Below are 24,293 nucleotides of genomic sequence, written 5' to 3'. Positions count from 1 at the left end.
CATGCGCGAAATTCAGCTTCGTGATGCGAAGGCCAATCTCTCCGCGGTGGTCGATGAGGCGATCGACGGCAAGCCTGCCGTGATCACGCGTCACGGCAAGAAGCAGGCGGTCGTGCTGAGTTACGAGGAGTGGCGGCGCCTGTCGCAGGTTCCGAGCTTCGGGCGCTTGCTGGCGGCAGCTCCGGTGAAAGCTGCAGAATTGCCGGCGCGCAATCGGTCCAAGCTGCGCAAGACCGATTTCTGAGACGTGTACCTCGTCGATACCAATGTGATATCCGCGCTCTCGCCGAGCCGGCCGGCGTCCGCGGCGCTCGTCGCGTGGATGGATGCGCAGTCCTCCTCCTTGTTCCTGTCCGTCGTCACGATTGCAGAGGTGGAGGACGGAATAGCCAAGCTGCGACGCGAGAAAGCCATGCGCAGGAGCAGGGATTTGGCCCAATGGCTGGACGCCGTCTTGCATCTCTATGGCGACCGAATCCTGACATTCGACACAGCGGCCGCACGGCTTGCGGGGGAGCTATCGGACCGGGCGCGGGGGCGGGGCCATGCGCCCGGATTTGCTGATATCATCATTGCTGCGACCGCGCGGCAGCATGCGCTGACGATCCTGTCGCGCAACGTCAGGCATTTCGGGCCCCTCGGTGTACCTGTGCTCGATCCCTTCACCGCGTTGCCCCCGTCCTGATTGTTGCGCAGGTGCCCAGCGCCTGCGTCGGATGTGCGCCAGGCACTCCCATGCTACGACGTCTGCATCGTTCGTCCGGAGCCAGTATTGATGTCTGTCCAGCCCACCGCCGCCAATCCACCTGCCACCTCCACCGAGACCGATCCCGAAGCCCTCGGCTGGATGCGCGGCTTTCCGCCGGCACCCGGGCGCACCATCACCTTCCAGGACGGCTCCTTCCGCAGCTTCCCAGAGCTCCGCTGGGCCTGGAGCAACATCCGCCAGCTGGTGCCGACCGTGAATGTCTGGCGCGGGGCGGGGCCGGCGTCGGTGCTGCCGCGCGCGGACCACGACATCGGCGCGGTCGCCTCGACCACGATGGACGGCCGTCCCATGACCTTCGCGAAAATGCTGGAAGAGACCTATACGGACGGCATCGCGGTGCTGCACCGGGGCAGACTGATCTATGAGCGCTATTTCGGCGCGTTGAAGCCGCACAAGCCGCACATCGCGATGTCGGTGACGAAATCGTTTACCGGCACGCTGGCCGGCATTTTGGTCGCGGAGGGCAAGATCGATCCGCAGGCCCCTGTTATCAACTACGTGCCGGAGCTGAAGAGCAGCGCGTTCGGCGATGCGCGCGTGCACGAGGCCATGGATATGACCACGGGCCTGCTCTACACCGAAGTCTACACCGACAGGAATTCGGACGTGTGGGGATTGCGACGCGCCAACGGCATGGCGCCGATCCCGCCGGACTACGAGGGCGCGACCAACATTTTTGATTTCCTCGTCGCGCAGAAGAAACAGGGCGAGCACGGCAAGGCCTTTGCGTACAAGACCGTCAATTCCGACGTGCTGGCCTTCATCATCAGGCGCGCCAGCGGCATGACCTTGTCCGATCTTCTCTCCGAGCGGATCTGGGCGCCGATGGGGGCCGAGGAGGACGCGCATTATCACGTCGACCGCGTCGGCACCGAGAGCGGCGGCGGAGGTCTCTCCACGACGTTGCGCGATCTCGCCCGCTTCGGCGAGATGATCCGCAATCACGGCCGCTTCAACGGCCGCCAGATCGTGCCGTCATCCGTGGTCGAGGACATCGCGCGCGGCGGCGACCCGGAAAAATTCAAGCCGGCCGGCTACACCACGCTGCCGGGCGCCTCCTACCGCAATCAATGGTGGGTCACGCACAATGCGCACGGCGCTTACATGGCGCGCGGCGTGTACGGCCAGGGCATCTATATCGATCCCAAGGCCGAGATGGTGATCGCACGCTACGCATCGCATCCCGTCGCGGGGAATGCGGCGAACGATCCCGTGACGCTGCCGGCCTACATGGCGCTGGCGAAGGAGCTGATGGCGAGCGGATAGGCGCGATCCCCCAAACCGCAAGATCGGTCGAGCGCGTGATTGCCCTCGTCGCCTAACTACAGCCGCCACGGAGGAGGAACGATGACGGCGGCACTGCAAAACTATCAGGCCCGGATGCGGCGGGTGCTGGACCATATCGACCGGCACCTCGACGACGATCTGGACCTGGACACGCTGAGCGGTGTCGCGGCGTTCTCGAAATTCCATTTCCACCGGCAGTTTTCGGCGGCCTTCGGGCTGTCCGTACATCGCTATGTCCAGCTCGCCCGCATGAAGCGCGCTTCGTACCGGCTGGCCTATGTGGAGGCGCAAAGCGTCACTGACATCGCGATGGAAGCCGGCTACGACGCACCGGATGCCTTCGCCCGCGCCTTTCGGCAACGGTTCGGGCAATCGCCATCGTCGTTCCGGAAATCGCCGGACTGGGAGCCGTGGCTTGCGGCCTTCGGGCCTCTCGATATCGCAAGGAGCAAGCTCATGCAGACGACCTATTCCCACGACGACGTGACGATCCGCGACGTGCCCACAACGAGAGTTGCGATTCTGGAGCATCGCGGCGACCCCGCGACGCTCGGCGCCACCATCCAGCGCTTCATCGCCTGGCGCAGGGCCGCGAACCTGCACCCCAGCACGAGTCCGACCTTCAACGTCTGGCGTTCCGAACGGCGGCCGGCCCAGCCTGCCGATTACAGCGTCGACCTCTGCGTCGGCACAAATCAGCCGATCGTGCCGAACGGCGAAGAGATCAAGGCCGGCGAGATCCCCGGCGGGCGCTGCGCCGTGCTGCGCGTCGTCGGCTACACCGATAATCTGGAGCCCGCCGCGCTCTTTCTCTATCGCGACTGGCTTCCGGCCAGCGGCGAGGAAGCGCGCGACTTCCCGATCTATTGCCAGCGGCTAAGCTTCTTCCCGGATGTGGCGGAGCACGAGACGGTGGCGGAGCTGTTCCTGCCGTTGAAATAGCGCGCGTAAGGCGGATGACGCCGAGCGGCCTGCGCTTCGCGCAGCCGCCGGACTAATCCGCCCTATGGACCACGTATATCAGTATTGACTTATATTAGTATAAGCCGATATTCTTCTTGTGCAGATGACACGGAGGACCGCCATGGAGATCGACGTCGCCAGAGTGTTGGGGCTCGTGACGCGTTCGGTGAAGAACTTTGACAAGGACGGGAAGGCGGCTAGCGCCGTGACGCTGACGCGGCTTTACGACACCAGCGTCGACGATCTCTGGGAGGCCGTGACCAGCAAGGAGCGCATTCCGCGCTGGTTCCTGCCGGTCGAGGGCGAGCTCCAGCTCGGCGGACGCTACCAGCTCAAGGGCAATGCGGGCGGCACCATCACGGCGTGCACGCCGCCGACCCATTTTGCAGCGACGTGGGAATTCGGCGGCGGGACGAGCTGGATCGACGTCAGGCTGGCAGCCGAACGGAGTCAGGCGCGTCTGACGCTAGAGCACACCGCGATCATCGAGGATCACTGGAATCAGTTCGGCCCGGGCGCCGTGGGGATCGGCTGGGATCTCGCCATTGCCGGGCTCGAGCGCTATCTTGCGACCGGGGCATCAGTCGACCACGAGACGGCCGAGGCGTGGATGGCGTCTCCTGCGGGCAAGGACTTCATGACGACATCAGGCGAATATTGGCGTGCGGCGCATGTCGCGAGCGGGGTCGATCCTGCCTCGGCGAAACAGCGCTCGGACCGCACCATCGCCTTCTATCGCGGCGAGATGCCACCCGACGTTGCGCATCCCGGCACAGGAAGCTGATGCACGCCTTCGAGGTCCTCGCCGATCCCGTACGCCGCCGCATCCTCGAGCTGCTGGCGCCGGGCGAGATGGCGTCCGGCGAGGTCGTCGAGGTGATCGGCGCCGAGTTCGGGATTACGCAGGCGGCGGTGTCGCAGCATCTCAAGGTGCTGCGCGAGAGCGGCTTTGCCAGCGTCCGCGCGGACGCGCAGCGGCGGCTCTATTCGGTCGATATGGCCGGCCTTCGCGCGGTCGATGCATGGATCGGCCAGTTCCGGAAGTTCTGGGAGCCCAAGCTCGACGCGCTGGCGACGGAAATCGCCCGCGGCAAACGCGAGCGCCGCAACGCGCCGATCACCAAGCGGAGCGGGAAGAGGGCGTGAGCCCTCGATATGCAGGATGGGCAGAGCGCAGCGAAAACCCATCATTGTTTCTCCGCAACGAAGCCGATGGGTTTCGCTGCGCTTCACCGATCCTGCGTGCTCATCTTCCCAGCGCCATCGCGATGCGCGAGGCCAGAAGCCTGACGATGAAGCCTGGTGGAAAGCTTCGATAGCTCGGCACGTCGTCCGGCAGCACGACGTCAGCGGGTTTGAACTTCGTGCAGATCCGCGCCTGCAGCGGCGGAAGGTCGTCGTGAAATCGCGTCCGGTAGACTGAGACCCAATGCGGGCCCTTGTCGAAATTCATGAACATCGCCGAATTGCAACAGGTCGCGACCAGCCGGTTGGTCGGCGACGTCTGCTTGAGCTTGTGAGGTGTCAAGCGTTCGGCGCCCCTGGCGCATTCGAACCGGTCCTTGCGAAACAGCATATAGGCCGTTCCGCCATGGGGGTCGCGCACCGCGGGCGCATTCGGCAGCGCCTCGATCTGCACTGCGCCCCTCTGGCAGTCGTCGCAATGGCAGGCGGCGCTGACGATCGGCTTGCCGAACGCTCTGACTTCGACTTCACCGCAGGCGCATGTTGCGGTCATGGTGGGGACGTGGATCATGAACTGGTATCCTAAGGTTCGCGGAATGTCTCAGACCGCTTCAGCCCCCAGGACGGATGAGTGCGGCGCAATCCGACATCACTCCCGCGACATCTTCTCAAATTTCTTCACCAGCCGCTCGCGCTTCAGCTATGTAGGATAGGTAGAGCGCAGCGAAACCCATCATTGCTTCTCCACCACGAGGCCGATGGGTTTCGCTGCGCTCTACCCATCCTACGCGTTCACATCCTCTCGCGCATCCCGGTAAAAAACTCCACCAGTCCGAACGGCGCGCGATCGCCGAGGCAGAGCTCCAGGATCTCATGCGCACCCACCGCGGCTGCTTGGCTGCGCGGGAACAGCGCGGCTTCGTAAGCCGCCAGCGCCGCCTCGATGTCGTCGGGGTGCGCGGCAATGGCCTCGCCGAGCTCGGCGCCGTCGAGCATCGCGAGGTTGGCGCCGTCGCCGGCCGGCGGCATCAGATGCGCGGCGTCGCCCAGCAGCGTCACCCCGCGCACGCGGTCCCAGCGATGGTCGTTCGGCAACTTGTGGAGCATGCGCAGCACCGGCGGCGTATCGGCGTCGGTGATCAGCGCGGTGAGGGCCGGCGCCCAGCCGTCGAATTCGGCCGCGATGCATGCGGTTGCGGCGGGGGCATCGGTGAAATCGATCGCGGCGAACCATTCGGCCGGGCGGCTCAGCGCGATGTAGGCGTGAAGCGTGCTGTCCGGCTCGCGGTGCGCGAAGATACCTTTGCCCGGTGCGTTTGCGAACAGCGCGCCGCCGCCGACGACCTCCGCTGCGGCAGCGTGCTGCGCGTCCGCGTCGTGTAGATAAGTCTCGACGAACGATGTGCCGGCGTAGCTCGGCGTCGCGTCCGACAGCAGCGGCCGCACCTTCGACCACGCGCCGTCAGCGCCCACGAGAAGGTTTGTGCTCGTGTGGGAGCCGTCGGCGAATGTCAGCTCATGCCGTCCATCGCTGTGCGCAACGACGCGCACAAGCTTCTTGCTCCATTTGATCGTCCCCGCCGGAAGGGAGTCCAGCAGGATGCGCCGCAGCGCGCCGCGACGCACCTCCGGCCGTCCGCCCGTGCCGTCATCGGGCTCGTCGAGCAGCACCTTGCCGCGCTTATCCAGCACGCGCGAGGCCTGGCCGCCTTCGTGGATGAGTCTGCGGAATTCCTCGAACAGACCTGCCGTCTTCAGCGCGAGCTGTCCGCTGTCGTCGTGGATGTCGAGCATCCCGCCTTGCGTCCGCGCCATCGCCGAGGGCTCGGCCTCGAAGACTTCTGCGGGAATGCCGTGCAGATGAAGCACGCGGGCGAGGGTGAGGCCGCCGAGGCCGGCGCCGACAATCGTGACCGGGGGCGTCATCGGGGTCCTTTACCGAAGCCTATGGAACATCGTTCCATAGTATTGGAACGTCGTTCCAATCATGTCAAGATGGGCCATGCCAGCCAGGACCAGAACTCGGAATCCTAGAGCCGAACGGCGCACCGATGCGTTATCGAGAGAGCGGATCATCACTGCCGCGATCGAGATCCTCGACGCCGGCGGCGAGGGTGCCCTGACCGTCCGCGCGCTCGCCGCGCATCTCGCGACCGGCAGCGGTGCGATCTATTGGCACGTCGCCGACAAGGGCGAGCTGCTGGCGGCTGCAACCGACGACGTCATCGCGCGCGTCATGTCCGAGCTGGAAGGTAGCGCCGAGCCGCGCGAGGCGATCCGCGCGGTGGCTCTCGGAGTGTTCGATGCGATCGATGTCCATCCCTGGGTTGGCGCGCAGCTCTTCCGCGAGCCATGGCGGCCCGCGATGCTGGAGATCATCGAGAGCGTCGGTGGCCGGCTCCAGGCGCTCGGCGTGCCGCACGCGGCGCAGTTCGATTCCGCATCAGCGCTCGTGCATTACATTCTCGGCGTCGCCGGCCAGAACGCCGCGAACGCCCGCGTTCATGCCCCGGATACGGATCGGTCGGCCTTTCTCGCCTCCGTCGCAGCGCGATGGGCGGCCCTTGATCCCGCAAAATATCCATTCGTGCGACAGATGGCGACAGAGCTGCGCGACCACGACGATCGCGCGCAGTTTCTCGCCGGCATCGATTTGATTTTGGCGGGGATCGGAACGGTGCGGTAGGTCATCCGCCCTACGACCCCCGCGACATCTTCTCGAACTTCTTCACCAGCCGCTCGCGCTTCAGCCGCGACAGCCGCTGGATCCAGAACATCCCGTCGAGCTGGTCGATCTCGTGCTGGTGGCAGACGGCGCGCAAGCCGTCGGACTCCTCGGTCTGCATGTTGCCGTCGAGGTCCTGATAACTGATCCGCACCCGTGCATGGCGTTGCACCTCGTCGTTGACCCCAGGCATCGAGACGCTGCCTTCCTTGTGCAGGATCATCTCGGGCGAGGCCCATTCGATCTCCGGATTGACGTAGGTCTGCGGACCCGCCTTGGCGTCGAGCTCGAGCACGACGACGCGCAAGGGCACGCCGATATGCGGCGCCGTGATGCCAATGCCGGGCGCGGCGCGCATGGTGTCGAGCAAATCCGCGGCGAGCTCGCGCAAGCCGTCGTCGAAGGCGGTGACGGGGCGGGCCGGCATGGCGAGCCGGCGGTCGGGATAGCGGACGATCGGGCGGATGGTCATGCAGGGCTCCTACCACTCACGGATGGTTGAAGCACCCCATTCTTGACGGTCTACCAACTAGAAGGTAGCTAACCCGCCATGACCAACGCCTCCTCGACCGCCGACGACATCCTGGCCTGCGCCCGCAGCCTGATCATCGCGGGCGGCTACAACGGCTTCAGCTATGCCGACATCGCCGACGTCGTCGGCATCCGCAAGCCGAGCATCCACCACCATTTCGCCAGCAAGGTCGATCTGGTCCGCACCCTCGTGTCGCGCTATCGCGAGGAAGCGGAGGCGGGACTGGCTGCGCTGGAACGCAACATCCCCGATCCGCGCGACCAGCTCAAAAGCTATGTCGGCTATTGGGAGGCGTGCATCGCGGATGCAACGGCACCGTTCTGCGTCTGTGCGCTGCTGGCCAGCGAGCTGCCGATCCTGCCGGAGGAGGTGGCGCTCGAAGTCCGCGCCCACTTCCGTGCGCTCGCGTCCTGGCTGACCTCGGTGATGGAGCGCGGCAAGCGGAAGGGGCGGCTTCACCTCTCCAACTCAGCCAAGGTCGAGGCTGAAGGATTCATGGCGACCATTCACGGCGCGATGCTGTCGGCACGCGCTTATGGCGATCCAAAAATGTTCGGTGTGATCACCGGCCCGCTGCTGGAGCGGTTGTCGACCAAGCACTGAAAATATCGGCGAGACGATCACAGCACCCTCGCAGCGAGCTGGGGTGAGGGCGTCTTGCTGCGCACGAAGACTACCAACTAGTAGGTAAAGGAGAGACTGCAATGGTGCATCATCAACTGGATCTCGTTCAGGCCGATCGCGAGCGATGGCTGAAGCAATACTACTTCCTGCGGGCGGCGTTCTCGATCGCCTGGGTCGTTGCCGCGATTGCCGCCGGGCGGTCGTCTGTCGCGATCGCCGGCGTCCTGCTCGTGCTCTATCCGGCATGGGACGCGGCGGCCAATCTCGTGGATGGCTTGCGCAGCGGCGGGCTCGATCAAAACCGCACGCAGGTATTGAACGTCGTGGTCAGCCTTGCGACCGCGATCGCTGTCCTTCTCGCGCTCCAGGTGAGCATGAATTGGGTGCTGGGCGTCTTCGGCGCCTGGGCGATTCTATCAGGACTGCTCCAGCTCGGGACGGCGGTGCGGCGCTGGAAAAGCTACGGCGCGCAATGGGCGATGGTGCTCAGCGGTGGCCAGTCGGCCCTGGCGGGCGGCTTCTTCATCTTTCAAGCGACGACCCCGATGTCGCCGTCGATCGCGACCGTCACGGGCTATGCCGCGGTCGGCGCGATCTATTTCCTGGTCTCGGCGATCTGGCTCGCCGTCGGCGAATGGCGTCAGCGCGCCAAGAGGGCTCAACTCGGATGAGGCGATGACGCTCGCGGGATAATGATATCGGACCGGCGTTTTGGCTGATGAGCCAAATCGCCGGTCCGGCAATTGCCCTCCATCGTCGCGTAGCCTAACGTTGCCGCCAACAACAAGAGTCGAAGACGGAGGAAACTCATGCGCGCAATCGCACTGGCACTGGCGGCAACCATCACCGCGGCAACGCCCGCTGCGGCCGACTACCTCGTCAAGGAGGTCGGCAGCTTCCATGTCGGCGGCCACACCGAAACCCTGAGCGGGCTGCCTTCGAAGGAGATCGTGTTCTCGCCCGGCGCGCCGCCGATCAAGGTCGATCCGAACGGCGAGTTCGAGGTCGAGCAGATGTACGTCCAGTTCGTCAAGCTCGCGCAGCCGAAGTCGAAACTGCCGCTGCTGCTCTGGCACGGCGGCGGCCTGTCGGGCGTGACATGGGAGACAAAGCCCGACGGCAAGCCGGGCTGGCAGCAGTTCTTCCTCAATGCCGGCTATGACGTCTACGTCTCCGATGCGGTCGAGCGCGGCCGCGCCTCCTGGGCGCGCTATCCCGAAATCTTCAAGAGCGAGCCGTTCTTCCGGCCGAAGAAGGAGGCGTGGGAGCTGTTCCGGATCGGGCCGAGCTACGAGGTCGGCGGCAAGCGCGAGGCGTTCGAGGGCGAGCAGTTTCCGGTCGAGGCATTCGACCAGTTCGCCAAGCAGGGCATTCCGCGCTGGGCGACCAACGACGCCGCCACGCAAAAAGCCTATGATGCGCTGGTGCAGAAGGTGTGTCCCTGCATCATCATCGTCCACAGCCAGGGCGGCAATTTCGGCTTCACGGCGGCGCTGAATGCGCCCGACAAGGTGAGGGCGTTGATCACCGTCGAGCCGTCAGGCGCGCCGGATCCCGCCAAGGCCGATGCCGCAAAGCTCAAGGGCGTGCCGCATCTGATCGTGTGGGGCGATTTCCTCGACAAGGTCCCGGTGTGGTCGAAGCTCGTGGTCAATCCGACCAAATGGGGGCAGGCGATCGCAGCCGCGGGCGGCAAGGTTGATACGTTCGAGCTGCCCAAGATGGGAATCAAGGGCAACACCCACATGCTGATGATGGACCGCAACTCCGACGATGTCGCAACGCTCATCAACGACTGGATCGGCAAGCAGGGGTTGGCGAACTAGGGCGTGGACTTATGCGGCCTCATTGAGGCGCAGCTACAACCTGCTGACACTCTGCCGAATCCGTCGAAAACGACTCAAAGTCAACCTACCCGGCGTCCCGTCGTTCAATGACCGCCGAACACCAACGTCTTGATGGGCACGTGACCGCATCGAGCGGTCTGACACTCACTGACAAACCAGTACGGGGGTTTTCGCGTGTGTCAGCACCTTGTTTGTCACACTGCCGATGAGCAGCATGGAAAGTCCGCTGCGGCCATGCGATGACATGACGATGAGATCGCAGCCTTTGTCCTCGGCTGCTGCAATGATAGCTTGATGGGGTTGCCCGCTGTCCGCTTGAATCGTATCGCAGGAAATACCAGCCGCCTTGGCCGCATTTGCCACGCGATCCAGCACGCTCTTGGCCTCTTCCTTGCGCAACTCAACATAAGTTGCGACTGCTTCAAGGAACCGCCCTGTTCCCCCTGGGAGCGCTTCCACAACGAAGATTGCAGATACTTTGGCTCCAAGGGTTTTCGCGAGCGCCAACCCATGCGCCACCCCATGCTCCGCTATCTCCGACCCATCCGTCGGAATGAGAATATGCCGGTACATACTTCACCTCCCGCGATTATCTGGACATGTGGCTAACTTCCGAAAGCATGCTCGGCCCGTGTTTCGTATGAAGTCTTGAGTTAAATCAACGTATCGGCCTGGCGTGGTGCGGAACCGGCTCAATGCCGGCTATGACGTCTACGTCTCCGATGCGGTCGAGCGCGGCCGTGCCTCCTGGGCGCGCTATCCTGAAATCTTCAAGAGCGAGCCGTTCTTCCGGCCGAAGAAGGAGGCGTGGGAGCTGTTCCGGATCGGGCAGAGCTATGAGGTCGGCGGCAATTTCGGCTTCACGGCGGCGTTGAACGCACCCGACAAGGTGAAGGCGACTCCTTGATGGATGATTTTGATTCACCCAGCTCAAAAGACCCGCCGAAATTCGATTTTATTCCGCCGGGTCGGACTTCAAGCGCGGCCCAGTTCCCATCGGCAACATGCGCTGCATGACATCGTCACCTAAAACGAGGCGATGAAACAGCGCAGCACCTGCATGCAGGCCGATCAGCACCATGCGTGCTGTCGCGCCGATGTCGTGTGCCTGTGCAAAAACGCCGCGCAGAGCGGGATCAGGTTCGACAAGTGTCGGGACCTGCCAGAAGAGCAAGTCAAAGGGCTGACCTGAGAGGATAGTTCGGGCTATCCCCGTGAGAGGCATCGTTAAAAGCAGGATGTAGAGGCCGTATTCATTGGCCTTTGCGGCGACCCGCTGGAAATTCGGCATATTGGAAGGGAAAGGCGGGAGATAGGCAAAATATCGACGCCAGATCAGCCGCACAACCACTCCGAGCCAAATTAAGAGCCCCGAAGATCGATGCACGGACAACAGTAACCCTGCGAGATTATCGTGATGACTCATCAACTCGCGCACCCAAATGGTGGTGAATTGGACGACGATCAGAAACACCGTTAACCAGTGCAACACGATGCTCGTTCGGTCGAAACGATCCATCGAACCCGAAACGCTCGATGCAACATGATTGATCGGATCTGGCGCGCTTTCCATTTTGGACGACTCCAATGCGTCTTCTAGTCAGACTGAGGGGTTCGGGCTGACGAGCAAAGACGACCGGAGTCCCATTGCCTTTATTCCGCGTCCTGATGGCAATCACCACAACGGCAACGGCGTAATTCCGTCGGTAGACAATTGGTGTTGAGACCGTGATCGCACCGAGCAGACTACGCTAAAGGCGTCAGCAGCCGCGGCAAATGCCCTCGCGAGGCGGTCAGCCCTGACGTCTTCCTGATCAAGGGGTAGTTGATGACCGGTCCCGACAACATCGACGGACGTTGGCTGGTGATGACAGCTTTACCGGTGCTTTGGGTCAAAAGCGCCGTTTCGACTAATGCCGGGGCGCCTCCGGTTTACCCCGGCACCGGACAGCTCGCTGCGACGCGCCAACGGAAGCGATGGGCCAACAAGCGACATCGTCCGCTACACACGCGCTCGCGAAAACGACGCTCGTCCAGCGAACTCCAGCCAATTTCGCGATGCCCAGCAGCCCGGTGCCTCGCGAGAATTCCATCACATAATGTTGTTGGATTAAGATAGCGACAAATCGATCTCGAAAGAAGAAGAGCGGGCCTGCCGGTGTTCGCTCCGTCGTTCGCCATTGCTCTCGGCACGGAGAATCGCAATGACAGCCGGGAAATCACGACGGGCTATTCTCGTTTGCGCACTGTTGGGCGTGAGAACCATTGGGCTTAGTGCTCCCACCGAGCTTGCAGCTGACGCTCCGCCATTTCACAGTGGACGATGGCCGATTCACAATGGTCGCAACTACCAGCCAACCGAGGATGAGCTGAGAGCGTTGCATCTGGAGGATGTCACGCCCGATCAAGCGCGCGAGATCGACCGATTGTACGATCAGCTACTGGCAGGCGGCTGGACTAAGAAGCGCCTGAAGTGATCAACCTGCACAAAGGCGCTCCAACCAAGGAGCTGGAAAATGCCTGGCACGGCCTCCACCGCGTTGATCGCCTTGCTCGTTTTTGGTTTTTCCTCTGTTGCTTTGGCGGATACCAATAACCGGACCGGCCATCATGATTTATTCGTGCGACGCCCCGTGTCGACGATGTTCAGCGGCCGCACCAGAGCCGTGAATGATACGGCGAAGCCACTCAACGCCGAGGAGAAGGGGGCGTTTGCCGCATCAACGCTCGTACCGAGTGCCGCGTTGTGTCGAGGTGGCAGCTCCGGCAGAACGAAGTCCTGGATCGAATTGACCGGACCTGGCGGTGAACCGGTTCATATCAATGTGGTACAGATAGTCTCCATCAGGTCGGATACCGAAGTACCTGGAGCGAGGGCTCAGCTCGATTTGGTGAGCGGGAAACTTCAAGGCGTGCAGGAAACTGTCGAGCAGGTCATGAAGTTGATCTCGGCGACCTCGGACGCTCGCGAGAATGATGAAACACCAAGCGCGGCCCCAACCTTGCCTCGTTCAATTGATTGCCCCGCTTCCCACCTCTTTCCACCCTGAGGCTGACTGCAGGAACTCGAATTTGCGAGGCCAGCGGGGCATCAAAGCGCTTTCCACGGGCCCGCACCACAGCAGAAGAGGGCTAGTTGATTGGAGAAAATGCAATGCGTTCCGCCTTGGCATTATGCCTTTTGATCGCTCTCTGTGCTTCTGCGAACGCCGCAAGAGGGAATCATGCCAAATCGCGACATGTCATCGTTCGTCCTGGCCAGACTGTGATCCCAAGCTACGTCACTCCAGGTGGTGTGCGGATCTATCGCGACGACTCCGTTCCGGGCGGTCTGCGGACCGACCACGACCCTCCTCCTGCCTACGATGATCCATCCAAGTTTGGCGGCGGCTGATCGGCGGCCAGCACAGGACCGCTCCGGGTCATTCGCTACAGGGGGAGACCCAGCGACGAATCCTGTCATGTCCGCTATGCCGCCGAAAGCGGAAGCAAATTCAGGGCATTCGCGGCTTTGCGGGCAACCGTTGCGGCTTGATGGTATTGCCGTGCACGTGATTCAAGCTCCGAAAACCGGAGGCTCGAATCATGCGCCTTGAACTCAGCGATTATGAATGGATCGCGATCAAGCAGAGGCTGCCCAACAGGTCGCGCGGCGTTCGGCGGGCAAATGACCGTTCAGGTGTACGCCCAGTGCTTCAGCCCGCATCGGTATCGCGCAACCTGATCGAACGGTTCTTCAATGAGATCAAGCATGCACGCGTGTGGCGACCCGATATGACCAGCTCGCAGCCAATGACCTGGCGTCTGTCAAATTTGCATCAATCCGAATTTGGCTGCGTGCCAATGAGACCGCGCCCTAATCCGGATAGGGCGTGCCGTCTTTGTGCACGAAGCGGCCGTCGGAGTTGGCGCTCATCATGTCGATATCCGAGCACGTCGTGAGGTCGTCGGCCTGACCGTCGAGCCATCTGGCGCTCTCTTCTCGGCCGACTGGGGCGATGGCACCGTCTATCGCATCATGCTCGCGTGACGTCGGCGCATATCCGTTAATGTCCGGTACGGGTAGCTCATGCGGAGGCATAACAGCCAGGAAGAGATGATGTCGCAACGCTCATCAACGACAGGATCGGCAAGCGGGGCCTGGCGAATTAGGGCGTGGACCTATTAAACTCGGAAGCCCATGTGACTGGTGACTACGTCTGATTTGATCCGATAGCGACCAAGTTCGTGCGGCGGCACAATAAGTCGCGATGGGCCACAAGCCGACACTTGCTCGTCTCCTGACTTCGATCTCATCGATCCCTATTCAATGGCTGATCGTGCCACCAATTCCGCCTTGCGGATCGCTTTGACGTCGTTTTCGGTGTGGTTCACCGGACCGAGGCGAATCTCCACCTTGCGGAGCTTTCCGGCATAGGGGTTTGGCGATGCGTAATTGTCGCTGACCGGTGACCCCGTATCGACACCGATATCGAACGTTTCATCGGCTGAGAACCGACCCAAGATGGTCTTCTCGACCCGACCTTCGCCGACTTTCTTGTCATTGACGTAAAGTGTCACCGCGCCACCTTTTGCAACCCCGCCGCCGTCGTATTTGAACTCGACCCGGATGGTTGCGGGGCCGGGTGCGAGCTTGTCCGAACTGGTCACCGTGGAGCGCTGCATTGAGAACCAGTTGTATTCGTAGGTCGGCCTGCCGTCCTTGACGTAGAGAGTGTAGCCGCCAACGCGGCCACCAGCACACCATCGCCGCCTGTTGGTGGGACCTCGACATGGGCCGTAATGGTGTGCGAGCGGTTCTTTACATTGGGCGATGAACTTTCGGGAATTCGCGTGGCACCGGGATAATAGGTGAAATCGGTGCGTCCCGCGATCAGGCTTGGGCGCAAGCTGGGGTCAGCGCGTTCGATGAATCGGTCGTCCAGCGGCAGCACGTCGTACTTTGCGGCCTCGACCCAGAACAAGTCTTGCATGTCGCGCAAGCGCTTGGGATCCTGAGCCGCCAAGTCGTTGGCCTCGCTGAAGTCGCTGTCGATCCGGTAAAGCTCCCACTTGTCGTTGGCGAAATCATACGAGCCGATATTTTCCCAGGGCAGCCGTCCATGGCGGACGCATGCGACCCATCCGTCGCTATAAATTGCACGGTTGCCGAACATCTCGAAGTACTGAACGCGACGCTGTTCCTCGGCCTTCGGGTCGTCGAAGGTGTAAACCATGCTGACGCCTTCAATCGGCTTTTGGGCAACGCCGTTGACCGACGAAGGCTGCTCAATCTGAGCCGCTTCCAGGATCGTTGGAACGATGTCGATCGCGTGGTGGAATTGATTGCGAATGCCACCTTTGTCCTTGATCCTGTTAGGCCACGAGATGACGAGCGGATTTCTCGTGCCACCGAAATGCGAAGCTATCTGCTTGCCCCACTGGAACGGCGTGTCCATGGCCCACGCCCATCCAACCGGAAAGTGGTTATAGGATTTTGGACCGCCGATTTCGTCGATGTGCGCCAGGATAAAGTTCGGGTCCTCCTGCTGTCCGTTGATGCCGACCATCTCGTTAAATGCGCCATTGAGGGTGCCTTCCATGGATGACCCGTTGTCACCAATCTCCCAGAAGACAAGCGTGTTGTCCGTTTGGCCGACCGCTTCAACAGCATCAAGGACACGCCCGACAAGAAAATCGGTTTGTGCCGTGTAGGCGGCGAACGTCTCCATCAGCCGCGAGGCGATGCGCTTCTGATCTGACGACAGGGAATCCCAGGCGGGAATTTCCGCCGGCCGCGGCGTTAGCCTGGTGTCGGGAGGAATGACGCCGAGGCGAAGTTGCCGCTGGAAAGTGTCTTCTCGATACTTATCCCACCCCTGGTCGAATTGGCCCTTGAACTTGTCGATCCATTCCTTCGGCACGTGATGAGGAGCATGCGTAGCACCGGGCGCGTAGTAGACGAAGAATGGCCTGTCCGGAGTGACCGACTTTTGTTTGTTGATGTAACTGATCACCTCATCCGAAAGGGCTTCATTGAGGGTATAGTCGGCGGTCCGTCCGTTCGGAATCTCCATCTCAATGGGCGTGTTGTCGCGATAGAGGGCAGGCGCCCACTGGTTCGCTTCGCCCCCTAGGAAACCGTAGAAGTGATCAAATCCCTGCCGGGTTGGCCAGCGGTCATAGGGGCCCGACACACTGGTCTCCCAATCCGGGATGTTGTGGTTCTTGCCGAACCAGGCTGTGCTGTAACCATGCTGGCGCAGCGGTTCAGCTACCATAGCGGCGCTGTTCGGAATCTGTCCACTGTAGCCAGGATAGCCGTCGCCCAGTTCGGTAATGTTGCCCGTTCCGGCAGAATGATGATTGCGGCCAGTGAGCAGCGCGGCTCGCGTCGGTGAACAAAGCGCCGTGGTATGGAAGCGCGTGTAGCGCAATCCGGCCTTTGCGAGCCGGTCCAGGTTCGGCGTTGGGATCTGCCCGCCGAATGTCCCCCATTGTCCGAAGCCGCAATCGTCGATCAGAACAAGCAGGACGTTTGGCGCGCCGCTTGGAGCATTAATGATCGGTATCTTGTCCGGCATCGAGTCCTTGTAGGTGGTGCCAATTTTTCCCCTGAATGGCGGTTGTGGAAGCGGCAGCACTTCCTGGGCCCGCGCCGACTGGCGGAGCCAAGAACAACCAAGTGCCGACGCAAGTGCTCCCTTCGCGGTGGAAAGAAAAAGCTGACGACGATTCATCGATGCCTCTCCTTCTACTGGGCTCTTGAGCTTAAAGGGTCTCCATTCACAGGCCGGGAAGCGAAGTCTCGCCCCAAGGCGATTCCAGGCGAGGCGCTTTGAGTTTCTCGTAAAACGCTTCGGCGACCGCAAGCAGTTGCCGAGCCCTCACATCCTACCCGAAGAACTCAGGGTAGATGGCGCATTTACGCACATATTGAACTCATATCGACTGTGATCGCCTTCGTTGATCTAGATCAAAAGAGATCCGCTCTGGGTCACTTTCGACGATTTCGGCGGAGATTGTCGGCTGGCTGACGTCTGCTTGTACCCCGTAAGCGACCAAGCGGGATCTGCCCTGAAGCATTGCGTTAACAGTGTCGTTGGGTGGCGACGCGCTACGACAGGCTCGCCGCCAACTACCTCGCCTTCGTCTCGTTCGCATCTATCCGGCTATGGCTGCCCGCGCGTCATGCGTCCGCGCCTAATCCGGATAGGGCGTGCCGTCCTTGTGCACGAAGCGGCCGTCGGAATTCGCGCTCATCATGTCGATGTCCGAGCATGTCGTGAGATCGTCGGGCGAGCGCGAGCCGACCTCGAGATAGACGGCCACGGCGTCCGATCGGTTGATCATGTGATGGCCGTTGCCGCTGCCTTTCGGGAAGGCCGCGCAGTCGCCCGCGCGCAGCACGGTCTCGCCGCCGTCCTCGATCAGCACCACTTCGCCCTCGAGCACATAGACGAACTCGTCCTCGTGCGAATGCCAGTGCCGCTGGCTCGACCAGCCCTCCGGCGGCAGCCGCATCAGGTTGACGCCGAAATCGGCAAGACCCCCGGCATTGCCGAGCCGCTTGCGGATGCGCTCGGCGCAGGGGGCCGCGAAGGGCGCGGGATAGCCGGAGCCCTTGCGGGCCGGCACGGCGGGGATGTCGATCTTGGGCATGTGGATGTTCCGTTCATCAGTGCATCGAACGCGCGGGATCGGCGAGCGGGCGCCATGATCGGCGGCCGTCCGAGTATGATGCGACGAGGCTTTCGGGATAATGACAGGATGCCAGTGTTTTGCCCGACGAGTCAAATTGCGGCCTCGCATCGCAAGGTGCCGGCACCGCAAGTCAGATGGCATCGTAAGTCATTGATCCCACAGCGGCCGGCTACTGTGCATGGGGTTGTTTTCGACATTTTTGATGTGCGAGCTCATAATTCTTGAGGCAAGGGAGCCTCCCGGAAAAAATCACACTACTCTGTCGGCCCGCACAGTTCCCATTCGTCTTCCACCCAGACAGACCTGACGGGAGACCAAAATGAACGCTTCCTCCTATCGCTGGGTGATCGTCGCCGCGGGCGGCTTGCTCGGCTGCGTCGCGATCGGCGGCATGTTCTCGCTGCCGGTGTTCCTGCAGCCGATCACGAAGGACACCGGCTGGTCCGTGACCGGCATCTCCAGCGCGATGACGATCGGCTTTCTGGCGATGGCTTTCACCAGCATGGCCTGGGGCACGGCGAGCGACCGGTTCGGGCCGCGGCCGGTGGTGATGGCGGGATCGACGGTGCTGGCGCTGAGCCTGTTCGCGGCGAGCCATGCCACGTCGCTGCTGGTGTTCCAGTTCGTGTTCGGCCTGCTGGTCGGCGCCTCCTGTGCCGCGATCTTCGCGCCGATGATGGCGACCGTCACCGGCTGGTTCGATACGCACCGGAGCCTTGCGGTCTCGCTGGTGTCGGCCGGTATGGGCATGGCGCCGATGACGATGTCGCCGCTCGCGGCCTGGCTCGTCTCCGGCCACGACTGGCGCACGTCGATGCAGATTATTGCGCTGGTGGTCGGCGCCATCATGATCCCGGTCTCGCTGCTGGTGCGCCGTCCGCCCGCGCTGGCGCAGGCCGTGGCCGCGCCGTCGGGCGAGAGCGCCGGGTCCTCCGAGATGTCGATGGGCGAAGCGCTGCGCTCGCCGCAATTCCTGATCCTGCTCGCGACGAACTTCTTCTGCTGCGCCACCCATTCCGGCCCGATCATCCACACCGTCAGCTATGCCGTGAGTTGCGGCATCCCGCTGGTTGCGGCGGTGACGATCTACAGCATCGAGGGTTTTGCCGGACTCGGCGGGCGCATCGCCTTCGGCCTGATGGGTGACCGTTTCGGCGCCAAGCGCGTGCTGGTCTCGGGCCTGCTGCTGCAGGCGTTCGGCGCGCTCGCCTATGTCTTCGCCCATCAGCTTGCGACCTTCTACGCGGTCGGTGCGGTCTTCGGCTTCATCTATGCCGGCACCATGCCGCTCTATGCCGTGCTGATCCGCGAGAACTTTCCGCTGAAGATGATGGGCACCGTGATCGGCGGCACAGCCATGGCCGGCAGTCTCGGCATGGCAACCGGTCCGCTCGCCGGCGGCCTCATCTACGACGCCTTCTCCAGCTACGCCTGGCTCTACATCGCCTCCTGGGCGATGGGCCTCGGTGCATTCCTGATGGCGATGACGTTCCGCCCGTTTGCGAAGCCGCAAGGAGAGGTGGCGGCGCCAGCGGCGGCGTGATGGCGACCTCGAGGCGCAGCGTCAGAGCTGCGCCTCGATCGCCGCCTTGTCGATCACCGACCACACCTGCCTGATCTTTTCCTCGCGAAATTCGTAGAACACGTTCTCGCAGAAGGAGACGCGCCGACCATTGACGGCGAGCCCAAGGAACGTCCCGACCGGCGTGCAATCGAACTTCAGCCTAGCCGCAATGTTGGGAGGATCGGAGATCAGCAGCTCGACATTGAACTGCAAATCCGGAATCTCGCGAAAGTCCTGCTCCAGCATCCCGCGATAACCGGACAGCCCGAACGGCCGCGCGTTGTGCGCGACGTCATCGTGCACGAACTGTCCGAGCGCTGGCCAATCCTGCCGGTTCAGGCAGGCGATATAGTCGCGGTAGATGCCGGCAACATCGTCTCTGGTCACAGCATGCTCCTTCGATTCAGACCCGCCGCTGTACGTGCCCGATCAGCGCGCGGTGCGCTTCGCGATCGAGCAGCCCGATCAAAGCTGCTTCTCGAAGAACAGGTCCGGGTAGGGATCATCGTTGAAGCGCGGGATCTCGCGCCAGCCGGTGGTGCGGTAGAGCTGGCCGGCTTCGGGCAGCGCGCTGTTGGTGTCGAGCCGGAGCAGCGCGATGCCGAGCTCGCGCGCCGCCGCCTCGCTCGCATCCATCAGGCGGCGGCCGAGGCGCAGCCCGCGCGCGGCAGGCGCGACCCAGAGCCGCTTGATCTCGGCATAGCCGTGATCCGTGCCCTTCAGGCCGACGCAGCCGATCGGCAGCGTGTCCGACATCGCGACGATGAAGGTGCCGCGCGGGCGGCGCATGTCCTTGGCGTCAGGGGCGCGCGACAGCGAGACATCAAAGCCCTGTTTGAAGCGGCGGCCGAGCTCGGCATAGTATTCGCCGAGGCAATAGCGGGCTTCCTCGCTTTGCGGGTCCATCTCTGCGAGTGCAACGCGCTCGCGCGTCAATGCCGAGGCGATCAGGTCCATCGCCGCCAGCAGCGCCTCGCGCTGCGAATGCTGCGCGAGGAAGCTTTCGGCCTGCGTGTTCGACAGCGCCTCATACGCCGCAAACTCGCGGCGGCCCGTGCGCGTCAGCTTGGCCACGCGGCGGCGTGCGTCGTCCGCATGCGCCGTCGTCTCGATGACGCCTTCGTCCTCGAGGCTGCGCAGCAGACGGCTCATCAACCCGGAGTCGAGACCCAGATAGTCGCGGATCTCCGCAACGTCCGAACGTCCATGTCCGATCGCATTGAGCACGCGCGCCGCACCGAGCGGCCGGCCGCGCCCGAGGAACGAGGTATCGAGCGCGCCGACAGCGGATGTGACGGCGCGGTTGAAGCGGCGGACGCGGGAGACGGGATCCAACATGATATCTGACTTTAGTCAGATATATGTTCGCGGTCAACGGCAGGGTGTCGTGCCGGTCTAGCAGGGCGCGCGCGGAATCATCCACGTCGCGAAGGTCGTCCAATTCCCGTCTTCGCTGCGGCGCTGATAGGCGACGAAGTCGGCGCCGTCGCTGTGCACGAATTCATAGCGGTGAGTTTTGGCCGATGCGGCTGTTTTAGATTTGCTCATGGAAAAATCCTTCTCGAATGGGCTTTCCATTGAGCTAGTTGCGGTGCAGCATGACGCCAGTGGGAGGATGATGATCATCCCATCACGTTATGGAGAGGGCCACCATGGGCTGGCGTCGCGCCCGGAACCCGCGCTCACTCCAGCCCCAGTGCCTTCCGTGATTTGCGCGTGAGCTTTGCCACGATCAGACCGTGGGCCTGCGCGAGATAGCCGGTCAGCTCCGCATCCGGCAGCGCGTTGTTGCTGACGAGCTGCACCCATTTGGCGCGCGCCAGATAGGGGGCCGGCCGCGCGACACGATGCTCGATCAGCATCGCATAGGCCATGTCCGAGACCTTGAACATGTAGCCGCCGGAGCTTGCCGTATAGCCGCCGCCGAGCGCGAACATCTTGCCGCCGACCTTGAACACGGAGGTACCTTCCCATTGCACCACCTTGGTGGCGGCGGGCAGGCGCAGGCAGCGTGCTTCGAATGTCTTGGGTGTCATGCGATTGCGACCGATACGCGGAGCGAGCCGTTATGGCAGCATGCGCGTTCCAATGAGGGATGAATGGCCATGTCGCGTGTTTCGATCAAGACCAGGGACGATCTGCCGGACGCACTGAAGTCGCTGTGGGACAAGATGACGACCTACGGTGCGTTCGAGAACCAAGCCGGTGTCATGGCGCACCGCCTGCCGATCTTCAAGCACATGTGGTCGCTGCTGGTCGATCTCGCCGAAGAGGGCAATCTGTCGAAGCGCCATCTCGAGCTGGCGCTGGTCACGGTCTCCTTGCTCAACAAATGCGACTATTGCGTCTCCCACCACGCGCCGAAGCTGGCGGTGCAGGGCGTGTCGGAGGAGGGCGCGGCGCGCCTCGTCGACTACAAGGATCATCCCGAGCTCGATGAGCTGGACAAGCTCGTCGTCGAATATTCCATTGCCGTCACCAACAACTGGAACAAGACCCGCGACGAGATCTTTGCTCGCCTGCGCGCGCATTTCTCGGAAGCGCAGGTGGTCGAGCTGACCTGGCGCATCGCGCTCTGCGGCGCCTTCAACCGCTTCAACGATATTCTTCAGCTCGAGGTCGAGCAGGGCGTCCCCCACAGCGAAGCCGCCGAGTGACCTGACGTCGGGCGGGCGCTCCCGGGGGAGCCGGGGCGCACGGAGGGCCGGATCACGGGTTTGTGGGTTGCGGCTGGGCTATCGCAAACTATATCGTAAGATATGTTTTACAAAAGGACGTACGATATGCACCACGGACGAGACCACAAGGACTTCCATTTCGGGCACTTCGCCCATTTCGTCATGGGCCGGCACGGCGGCGGACGCCGCTTTGGCCGCGGCGGGCACGGCTTCTTCGGGCGCGGCCCGGGCGGCGATTTCCCGGGCGCGCGGCGGCTGTCCTCGCAGGACCTCCAGCTGGTGATCCTGGCGCTGCTCGCCGAGAACCCGGCGCATGGCTATGAGCTGATCAAGATCATCGAGGAGCGCTCGGACGGGTTCTACACGCCGAGCCCCGGCGTGATCTATCCGGCGCTGACCTACCTCGAAGAGGTCGGCCACGCGCGCGTCGAGCAGGATGGCGGCCGCAAGCTCTACAGCATCATGCCGCAGGGCGAGGCCTATCTAACCGAGAACCGCACAACCGCGGACGCGATCCTGCAGGCGCTGTCGCGGATCGGCCGCCGCATGGACGAGGTGCGCGAGGCCTTTGCCGGCGTCAGCGATCTCGATGCGGATGCTTCCGATGAACTGCACCGTGCCCGCCACAACCTCAAGCGCGCGCTGCGCTCCAGGCACGGCAGTGACTCCGCCGAGGCGCGCCGCATCGCCGCGATCCTGGATCGCGCCGCCGCGGAAATTCTCGGCAAGTAACTGGAAAAGTAACGGGAAAGCGAGACCGCCCATGAATGATCGGCCCCACAGCCCGATTCAGGATCCACGGGTCAACGCCGTCATCGCGCGCCTGCAAGGCGCGCGGCAGCGGCCGGCGGGCGGAGGTCCGCGCGGTGGCTTCAGCAGCCGCGATCCCCACGCCTATGCCGAGCAGGGCTTTTCGATCCATCCCGAGCAGGGTGAGTTGATCTATCTGCTCTGCCGCGGCCTGCGTGCCTCGCGCGTGGCGGAGTTCGCCACCTCGGTCGGCATGTCCACGCTTTATTTCGCGGCGGCCCTGCGCGACAATGGCGGCGGCACCGTGATCGGCTCCGAGATCGTTCCGGCCAAGGTCGAGACCGCCAAACGCAATCTCACTGAAGCAGGCCTTGCCGATTACGCCGAGATTCGCGAGGGCGATGCGCGAAAGACGTTGCGCGATCTCGGCGGCCCCGTCGACTTCGTCCTGATCGACGGCTGGCCGGGCGAGGGAGGTCCCTCGCTCGCACGCGAGGTGATCGAGATCGTCGCGCCGCAATTGCGCGTCGGCGGCTACGTCATGAACGACAACGCCGAGCCCGACTACCTCGATTTCATCCGCGATCCCAACAACGGCTTCGTCTCGATGACGCTGCCGCTCAAGGGCGGGACGGAGCTCAGCCTGAAGGTGAAGTGAGGCGTCGAGGCGCTGCGGCTGTTGTCGTTCGAGAATGCCCGATTGCGTCGACCGGATAATCGCCAAAAGCTTGCCATCATTTGTCGGCTGTGGTGAACAATCGCCCATGGACCGATTTGACGCCATGCGCCTGTTCGTCCGCCTCGTCGAACGGCAGAGCTTTACGGCTGCGGCGGCCGATCTCGGCATTCCCCGCTCGACGGCGAGTGAGGTGCTGCGCGGCCTCGAGGCGCATCTCGGCGCGCGGCTGCTCGAGCGGACCACGCGGCACGTCACGCCGACGCTCGACGGCGAGGATTATTATCGCCGCTGCGTCGCCATTCTGGCGGAGGTCGAGGAAGCGGAAACCGCGATGCGCGATGCGCGGCCGCGCGGTCTGCTCCGCATCGACGCGCATCCGTTGCTGACCCGCACCTTCATCCTGCCGCATCTGCCGGCATTTCTGGCGCGCTATCCGCAGCTCGAATTGCAGATCGGGCAGGGCGACCGCCTGGTCGATCTCGTGCGCGAGGGCATCGATTGCGTGATCCGGGCCGGCGAGCTCGACGACAGTGGAATGATCCTGCGCCGGCTCGCCACGGTCGCGGAGATCACGGTGGCGAGCCCGGCCTATATCGCGAGCCACGGCATGCCTGCGATGCCGGATGCGCTCGACGGCCACCAGATGGTGGCCTTCGTTTCCTCGCGCACCGGCGACGTGCTGCCGCTGGAATTCTCCGTCGCGGGCGAGCTGCGGCATGTCGTGCTGCCGAGCCGGGTGCGCGTCAACAATTCCGACACCATGGCCGATCTTGCGCGGCTCGGCTTCGGCCTCGCCCAAGCGCCGCGCTATCGTTTCGCGGGCGATCTCGCCAGCGGCGCGCTGGTCGAGGTGCTCGCCGACCATCCGCCGTCGCCGTCGCCGCTGTCGGCGCTCTATCCGCAAAACCGCCAGCTCGCGCTGCGCCTGCGTGTCTTCCTCGACTGGATATCCGGCATTTTTGCCGAGGCGAAGCTGTAGGGGACGTTGTCGTAGCCCGGATGGAGCG

Annotated in this window: 29 protein-coding genes and 2 pseudogenes; 18 read left to right on the top strand and 13 right to left on the bottom strand. The window is 63.0% G+C overall.

What is annotated here, in order from left to right; translation table 11 throughout:
• The first annotated feature begins 1 nt into the window (after position 1).
• The 6 genes from RAD16_RS07455 to RAD16_RS07430 all read left to right on the top strand — a co-directional run bounded on the left by RAD16_RS07455 (position 2) and on the right by RAD16_RS07430 (position 4,165).
• Entirely contained in the window at positions 2-244 is a 243-nt protein-coding gene (locus tag RAD16_RS07455; RefSeq protein WP_458157222.1) for a type II toxin-antitoxin system Phd/YefM family antitoxin, read from the top strand.
• A 3-nt stretch (positions 245-247) separates the two neighbouring features.
• Positions 248-685, top strand: coding sequence for a PIN domain-containing protein (locus tag RAD16_RS07450; RefSeq protein WP_458157221.1), 438 nt, complete (start codon positions 248-250; stop codon positions 683-685).
• A 90-nt stretch (positions 686-775) separates the two neighbouring features.
• Positions 776-2,035: a serine hydrolase domain-containing protein gene (locus RAD16_RS07445; RefSeq protein ID WP_458157220.1), complete on the top strand. Its 1,260-nt coding sequence runs from the start codon at positions 776-778 to the stop codon at positions 2,033-2,035.
• An 81-nt stretch (positions 2,036-2,116) separates the two neighbouring features.
• Positions 2,117-2,998: an AraC family transcriptional regulator gene (locus RAD16_RS07440; protein ID WP_458157219.1), complete on the top strand. Its 882-nt coding sequence runs from the start codon at positions 2,117-2,119 to the stop codon at positions 2,996-2,998.
• 142 nt (positions 2,999-3,140) lie between these two features.
• On the top strand, positions 3,141-3,803 hold the full coding sequence (locus RAD16_RS07435; protein WP_458157218.1) for an SRPBCC family protein: 663 nt from the start codon (positions 3,141-3,143) through the stop codon (positions 3,801-3,803).
• Positions 3,803-4,165 (top strand): ArsR/SmtB family transcription factor, encoded by a 363-nt coding sequence (locus RAD16_RS07430; protein ID WP_458157217.1) that lies wholly within the window; start codon positions 3,803-3,805, stop codon positions 4,163-4,165. Before RAD16_RS07435 ends, RAD16_RS07430 begins: the two co-directional genes overlap by 1 nt.
• Positions 4,166-4,265: 100 nt before the next feature.
• Here the strand turns inward: RAD16_RS07430 and RAD16_RS07425 are convergent, their stop codons facing one another.
• Together RAD16_RS07425 and RAD16_RS07420 are read right to left on the bottom strand one after the other, a co-directional pair.
• Positions 4,266-4,775, bottom strand: coding sequence for a GFA family protein (locus RAD16_RS07425; RefSeq protein ID WP_458157216.1), 510 nt, complete (start codon positions 4,773-4,775; stop codon positions 4,266-4,268).
• A 221-nt stretch (positions 4,776-4,996) separates the two neighbouring features.
• Positions 4,997-6,130 (bottom strand): FAD-dependent oxidoreductase, encoded by a 1,134-nt coding sequence (locus RAD16_RS07420; protein ID WP_458157215.1) that lies wholly within the window; start codon positions 6,128-6,130, stop codon positions 4,997-4,999.
• 76 nt (positions 6,131-6,206) lie between these two features.
• On the opposite strand from RAD16_RS07420, the gene RAD16_RS07415 reads away from it, so the two are divergent.
• Positions 6,207-6,890, top strand: a complete 684-nt coding sequence (locus tag RAD16_RS07415; RefSeq protein ID WP_458157214.1) for a TetR/AcrR family transcriptional regulator — start codon at positions 6,207-6,209, stop codon at positions 6,888-6,890.
• 10 nt (positions 6,891-6,900) lie between these two features.
• Here the strand turns inward: RAD16_RS07415 and RAD16_RS07410 are convergent, their stop codons facing one another.
• On the bottom strand, positions 6,901-7,401 hold the full coding sequence (locus RAD16_RS07410) for a peptide deformylase (RefSeq protein WP_458157212.1): 501 nt from the start codon (positions 7,399-7,401) through the stop codon (positions 6,901-6,903).
• Positions 7,402-7,479: 78 nt separating this feature from the next.
• Between RAD16_RS07410 and RAD16_RS07405 the strand changes: the two genes are divergently transcribed.
• The 3 genes from RAD16_RS07405 (at position 7,480) to RAD16_RS07395 (ending at position 9,911) form a co-directional block, all read left to right on the top strand.
• Positions 7,480-8,064, top strand: a complete 585-nt coding sequence (locus RAD16_RS07405; RefSeq protein WP_458157211.1) for a TetR/AcrR family transcriptional regulator — start codon at positions 7,480-7,482, stop codon at positions 8,062-8,064.
• A 101-nt stretch (positions 8,065-8,165) separates the two neighbouring features.
• Positions 8,166-8,756, top strand: a complete 591-nt coding sequence (locus RAD16_RS07400; RefSeq protein ID WP_458157210.1) for a DUF308 domain-containing protein — start codon at positions 8,166-8,168, stop codon at positions 8,754-8,756.
• Positions 8,757-8,894: 138 nt separating this feature from the next.
• Entirely contained in the window at positions 8,895-9,911 is a 1,017-nt protein-coding gene (locus RAD16_RS07395; protein WP_458157209.1) for an esterase, read from the top strand.
• Positions 9,912-10,076: 165 nt separating this feature from the next.
• On the opposite strand, the gene RAD16_RS07390 is transcribed toward RAD16_RS07395, so the two are convergent.
• Complete coding sequence (locus RAD16_RS07390) at positions 10,077-10,505, bottom strand: universal stress protein (RefSeq protein WP_458157208.1); 429 nt, start codon at positions 10,503-10,505, stop codon at positions 10,077-10,079.
• Positions 10,506-10,611: 106 nt separating this feature from the next.
• Between RAD16_RS07390 and RAD16_RS07385 the strand changes: the two genes are divergently transcribed.
• The gene (locus RAD16_RS07385) at positions 10,612-10,839 is read left to right on the top strand and encodes a hypothetical protein (RefSeq protein WP_458157207.1); all 228 of its coding nucleotides are present in this window, start codon (positions 10,612-10,614) and stop codon (positions 10,837-10,839) included.
• Positions 10,840-10,887: 48 nt separating this feature from the next.
• Here RAD16_RS07385 and RAD16_RS07380 read toward each other — a convergent pair whose 3' ends face one another.
• Complete coding sequence (locus RAD16_RS07380; protein WP_458157206.1) at positions 10,888-11,505, bottom strand: cytochrome b; 618 nt, start codon at positions 11,503-11,505, stop codon at positions 10,888-10,890.
• Positions 11,506-12,448: 943 nt separating this feature from the next.
• Between RAD16_RS07380 and RAD16_RS07375 the strand changes: the two genes are divergently transcribed.
• Positions 12,449-12,982, top strand: a complete 534-nt coding sequence (locus tag RAD16_RS07375) for a hypothetical protein (protein ID WP_458157205.1) — start codon at positions 12,449-12,451, stop codon at positions 12,980-12,982.
• Positions 12,983-13,788: 806 nt separating this feature from the next.
• Here RAD16_RS07375 and RAD16_RS07370 read toward each other — a convergent pair.
• The 3 genes and pseudogenes from RAD16_RS07370 to RAD16_RS07360 form a co-directional block, all read right to left on the bottom strand.
• Positions 13,789-13,881, bottom strand: a pseudogene (locus tag RAD16_RS07370) (cupin domain-containing protein); the annotation flags it as partial.
• Between the two features lie 353 nt (positions 13,882-14,234).
• On the bottom strand, positions 14,235-14,597 hold the full coding sequence (locus RAD16_RS07365) for a hypothetical protein (protein ID WP_458157204.1): 363 nt from the start codon (positions 14,595-14,597) through the stop codon (positions 14,235-14,237).
• Positions 14,579-16,651 (bottom strand): arylsulfatase, encoded by a 2,073-nt coding sequence (locus RAD16_RS07360; protein ID WP_458157203.1) that lies wholly within the window; start codon positions 16,649-16,651, stop codon positions 14,579-14,581. Before RAD16_RS07360 ends, RAD16_RS07365 begins: the two co-directional genes overlap by 19 nt.
• A 354-nt stretch (positions 16,652-17,005) precedes the next feature.
• Between RAD16_RS07360 and RAD16_RS07355 the strand changes: the two are divergent.
• A pseudogene (locus RAD16_RS07355) lies at positions 17,006-17,116 on the top strand (IS5/IS1182 family transposase); the annotation flags it as partial.
• Here the strand turns inward: RAD16_RS07355 and RAD16_RS07350 are convergent.
• Entirely contained in the window at positions 17,115-17,573 is a 459-nt protein-coding gene (locus RAD16_RS07350; RefSeq protein ID WP_458157202.1) for a cupin domain-containing protein, read from the bottom strand. The pseudogene RAD16_RS07355 and the gene RAD16_RS07350 sit on opposite strands and share 2 nt — an antisense overlap.
• A 361-nt stretch (positions 17,574-17,934) precedes the next feature.
• Here RAD16_RS07350 and RAD16_RS07345 point away from each other — a divergent pair, with 361 nt between their 5' ends.
• Complete coding sequence (locus tag RAD16_RS07345) at positions 17,935-19,158, top strand: MFS transporter (protein WP_458157201.1); 1,224 nt, start codon at positions 17,935-17,937, stop codon at positions 19,156-19,158.
• 21 nt (positions 19,159-19,179) lie between these two features.
• Here the strand turns inward: RAD16_RS07345 and RAD16_RS07340 are convergent, their stop codons facing one another.
• The 4 genes from RAD16_RS07340 to RAD16_RS07325 form a co-directional block, all read right to left on the bottom strand.
• Positions 19,180-19,566, bottom strand: coding sequence for an ester cyclase (locus RAD16_RS07340; RefSeq protein WP_458157200.1), 387 nt, complete (start codon positions 19,564-19,566; stop codon positions 19,180-19,182).
• 78 nt (positions 19,567-19,644) lie between these two features.
• Positions 19,645-20,517 (bottom strand): GNAT family N-acetyltransferase, encoded by an 873-nt coding sequence (locus tag RAD16_RS07335; RefSeq protein ID WP_458157199.1) that lies wholly within the window; start codon positions 20,515-20,517, stop codon positions 19,645-19,647.
• 57 nt (positions 20,518-20,574) lie between these two features.
• Positions 20,575-20,805 carry a hypothetical protein gene (locus RAD16_RS07330; protein WP_458157198.1) on the bottom strand — a complete coding sequence of 77 codons (231 nt, stop codon included), beginning with the start codon at positions 20,803-20,805 and terminating at the stop codon, positions 20,575-20,577.
• Positions 20,806-20,861: 56 nt separating this feature from the next.
• The gene (locus RAD16_RS07325; RefSeq protein WP_458157197.1) at positions 20,862-21,215 is read right to left on the bottom strand and encodes an MmcQ/YjbR family DNA-binding protein; all 354 of its coding nucleotides are present in this window, start codon (positions 21,213-21,215) and stop codon (positions 20,862-20,864) included.
• A gap of 69 nt (positions 21,216-21,284) precedes the next feature.
• On the opposite strand from RAD16_RS07325, the gene RAD16_RS07320 reads away from it, so the two are divergent.
• The 4 genes from RAD16_RS07320 (at position 21,285) to RAD16_RS07305 (ending at position 24,265) form a co-directional block, all read left to right on the top strand.
• Positions 21,285-21,836: a carboxymuconolactone decarboxylase family protein gene (locus tag RAD16_RS07320; RefSeq protein ID WP_458157196.1), complete on the top strand. Its 552-nt coding sequence runs from the start codon at positions 21,285-21,287 to the stop codon at positions 21,834-21,836.
• 126 nt (positions 21,837-21,962) lie between these two features.
• Positions 21,963-22,589 carry a PadR family transcriptional regulator gene (locus RAD16_RS07315; RefSeq protein WP_458157195.1) on the top strand — a complete coding sequence of 209 codons (627 nt, stop codon included), beginning with the start codon at positions 21,963-21,965 and terminating at the stop codon, positions 22,587-22,589.
• A gap of 31 nt (positions 22,590-22,620) precedes the next feature.
• Entirely contained in the window at positions 22,621-23,265 is a 645-nt protein-coding gene (locus tag RAD16_RS07310) for an O-methyltransferase (RefSeq protein WP_458157194.1), read from the top strand.
• A gap of 106 nt (positions 23,266-23,371) precedes the next feature.
• Positions 23,372-24,265 (top strand): LysR family transcriptional regulator, encoded by an 894-nt coding sequence (locus RAD16_RS07305; RefSeq protein ID WP_458157193.1) that lies wholly within the window; start codon positions 23,372-23,374, stop codon positions 24,263-24,265.
• Positions 24,266-24,293: the final 28 nt, after the last annotated feature.

The sequence above is a fragment of the Bradyrhizobium sp. 18BD genome (assembly GCF_054185225.1).
Note: the sequence above shows the minus strand (reverse complement) of the source record. Positions and strands in the feature narration are given on the sequence as shown.

Excerpts from the sequence above, each read along its gene's own strand:
- RAD16_RS07455 (WP_458157222.1), top strand. The coding sequence starts at position 2 with ATGCGCGAAATTCAGCTTCGTGATGCGAAGGCCAATCTCTCCGCGGTG.
- RAD16_RS07445 (WP_458157220.1), top strand. The coding sequence starts at position 776 with ATGTCTGTCCAGCCCACCGCCGCCAATCCACCTGCCACCTCCACCGAG.
- RAD16_RS07440 (WP_458157219.1), top strand. The coding sequence starts at position 2,117 with ATGACGGCGGCACTGCAAAACTATCAGGCCCGGATGCGGCGGGTGCTG.
- RAD16_RS07435 (WP_458157218.1), top strand. The coding sequence starts at position 3,141 with ATGGAGATCGACGTCGCCAGAGTGTTGGGGCTCGTGACGCGTTCGGTG.
- RAD16_RS07430 (WP_458157217.1), top strand. The coding sequence starts at position 3,803 with ATGCACGCCTTCGAGGTCCTCGCCGATCCCGTACGCCGCCGCATCCTC.
- RAD16_RS07425 (WP_458157216.1), bottom strand. The coding sequence starts at position 4,775 with ATGATCCACGTCCCCACCATGACCGCAACATGCGCCTGCGGTGAAGTC.
- RAD16_RS07420 (WP_458157215.1), bottom strand. The coding sequence starts at position 6,130 with ATGACGCCCCCGGTCACGATTGTCGGCGCCGGCCTCGGCGGCCTCACC.
- RAD16_RS07415 (WP_458157214.1), top strand. The coding sequence starts at position 6,207 with ATGCCAGCCAGGACCAGAACTCGGAATCCTAGAGCCGAACGGCGCACC.
- RAD16_RS07410 (WP_458157212.1), bottom strand. The coding sequence starts at position 7,401 with ATGACCATCCGCCCGATCGTCCGCTATCCCGACCGCCGGCTCGCCATG.
- RAD16_RS07405 (WP_458157211.1), top strand. The coding sequence starts at position 7,480 with ATGACCAACGCCTCCTCGACCGCCGACGACATCCTGGCCTGCGCCCGC.
- RAD16_RS07400 (WP_458157210.1), top strand. The coding sequence starts at position 8,166 with ATGGTGCATCATCAACTGGATCTCGTTCAGGCCGATCGCGAGCGATGG.
- RAD16_RS07395 (WP_458157209.1), top strand. The coding sequence starts at position 8,895 with ATGCGCGCAATCGCACTGGCACTGGCGGCAACCATCACCGCGGCAACG.
- RAD16_RS07390 (WP_458157208.1), bottom strand. The coding sequence starts at position 10,505 with ATGTACCGGCATATTCTCATTCCGACGGATGGGTCGGAGATAGCGGAG.
- RAD16_RS07380 (WP_458157206.1), bottom strand. The coding sequence starts at position 11,505 with ATGGAAAGCGCGCCAGATCCGATCAATCATGTTGCATCGAGCGTTTCG.
- RAD16_RS07375 (WP_458157205.1), top strand. The coding sequence starts at position 12,449 with ATGCCTGGCACGGCCTCCACCGCGTTGATCGCCTTGCTCGTTTTTGGT.
- RAD16_RS07365 (WP_458157204.1), bottom strand. The coding sequence starts at position 14,597 with ATGCAGCGCTCCACGGTGACCAGTTCGGACAAGCTCGCACCCGGCCCC.
- RAD16_RS07360 (WP_458157203.1), bottom strand. The coding sequence starts at position 16,651 with ATGAATCGTCGTCAGCTTTTTCTTTCCACCGCGAAGGGAGCACTTGCG.
- RAD16_RS07350 (WP_458157202.1), bottom strand. The coding sequence starts at position 17,573 with ATGCCCAAGATCGACATCCCCGCCGTGCCGGCCCGCAAGGGCTCCGGC.
- RAD16_RS07345 (WP_458157201.1), top strand. The coding sequence starts at position 17,935 with ATGAACGCTTCCTCCTATCGCTGGGTGATCGTCGCCGCGGGCGGCTTG.
- RAD16_RS07335 (WP_458157199.1), bottom strand. The coding sequence starts at position 20,517 with ATGTTGGATCCCGTCTCCCGCGTCCGCCGCTTCAACCGCGCCGTCACA.
- RAD16_RS07330 (WP_458157198.1), bottom strand. The coding sequence starts at position 20,805 with ATGATCATCATCCTCCCACTGGCGTCATGCTGCACCGCAACTAGCTCA.
- RAD16_RS07325 (WP_458157197.1), bottom strand. The coding sequence starts at position 21,215 with ATGACACCCAAGACATTCGAAGCACGCTGCCTGCGCCTGCCCGCCGCC.
- RAD16_RS07320 (WP_458157196.1), top strand. The coding sequence starts at position 21,285 with ATGTCGCGTGTTTCGATCAAGACCAGGGACGATCTGCCGGACGCACTG.
- RAD16_RS07315 (WP_458157195.1), top strand. The coding sequence starts at position 21,963 with ATGCACCACGGACGAGACCACAAGGACTTCCATTTCGGGCACTTCGCC.
- RAD16_RS07310 (WP_458157194.1), top strand. The coding sequence starts at position 22,621 with ATGAATGATCGGCCCCACAGCCCGATTCAGGATCCACGGGTCAACGCC.
- RAD16_RS07305 (WP_458157193.1), top strand. The coding sequence starts at position 23,372 with ATGGACCGATTTGACGCCATGCGCCTGTTCGTCCGCCTCGTCGAACGG.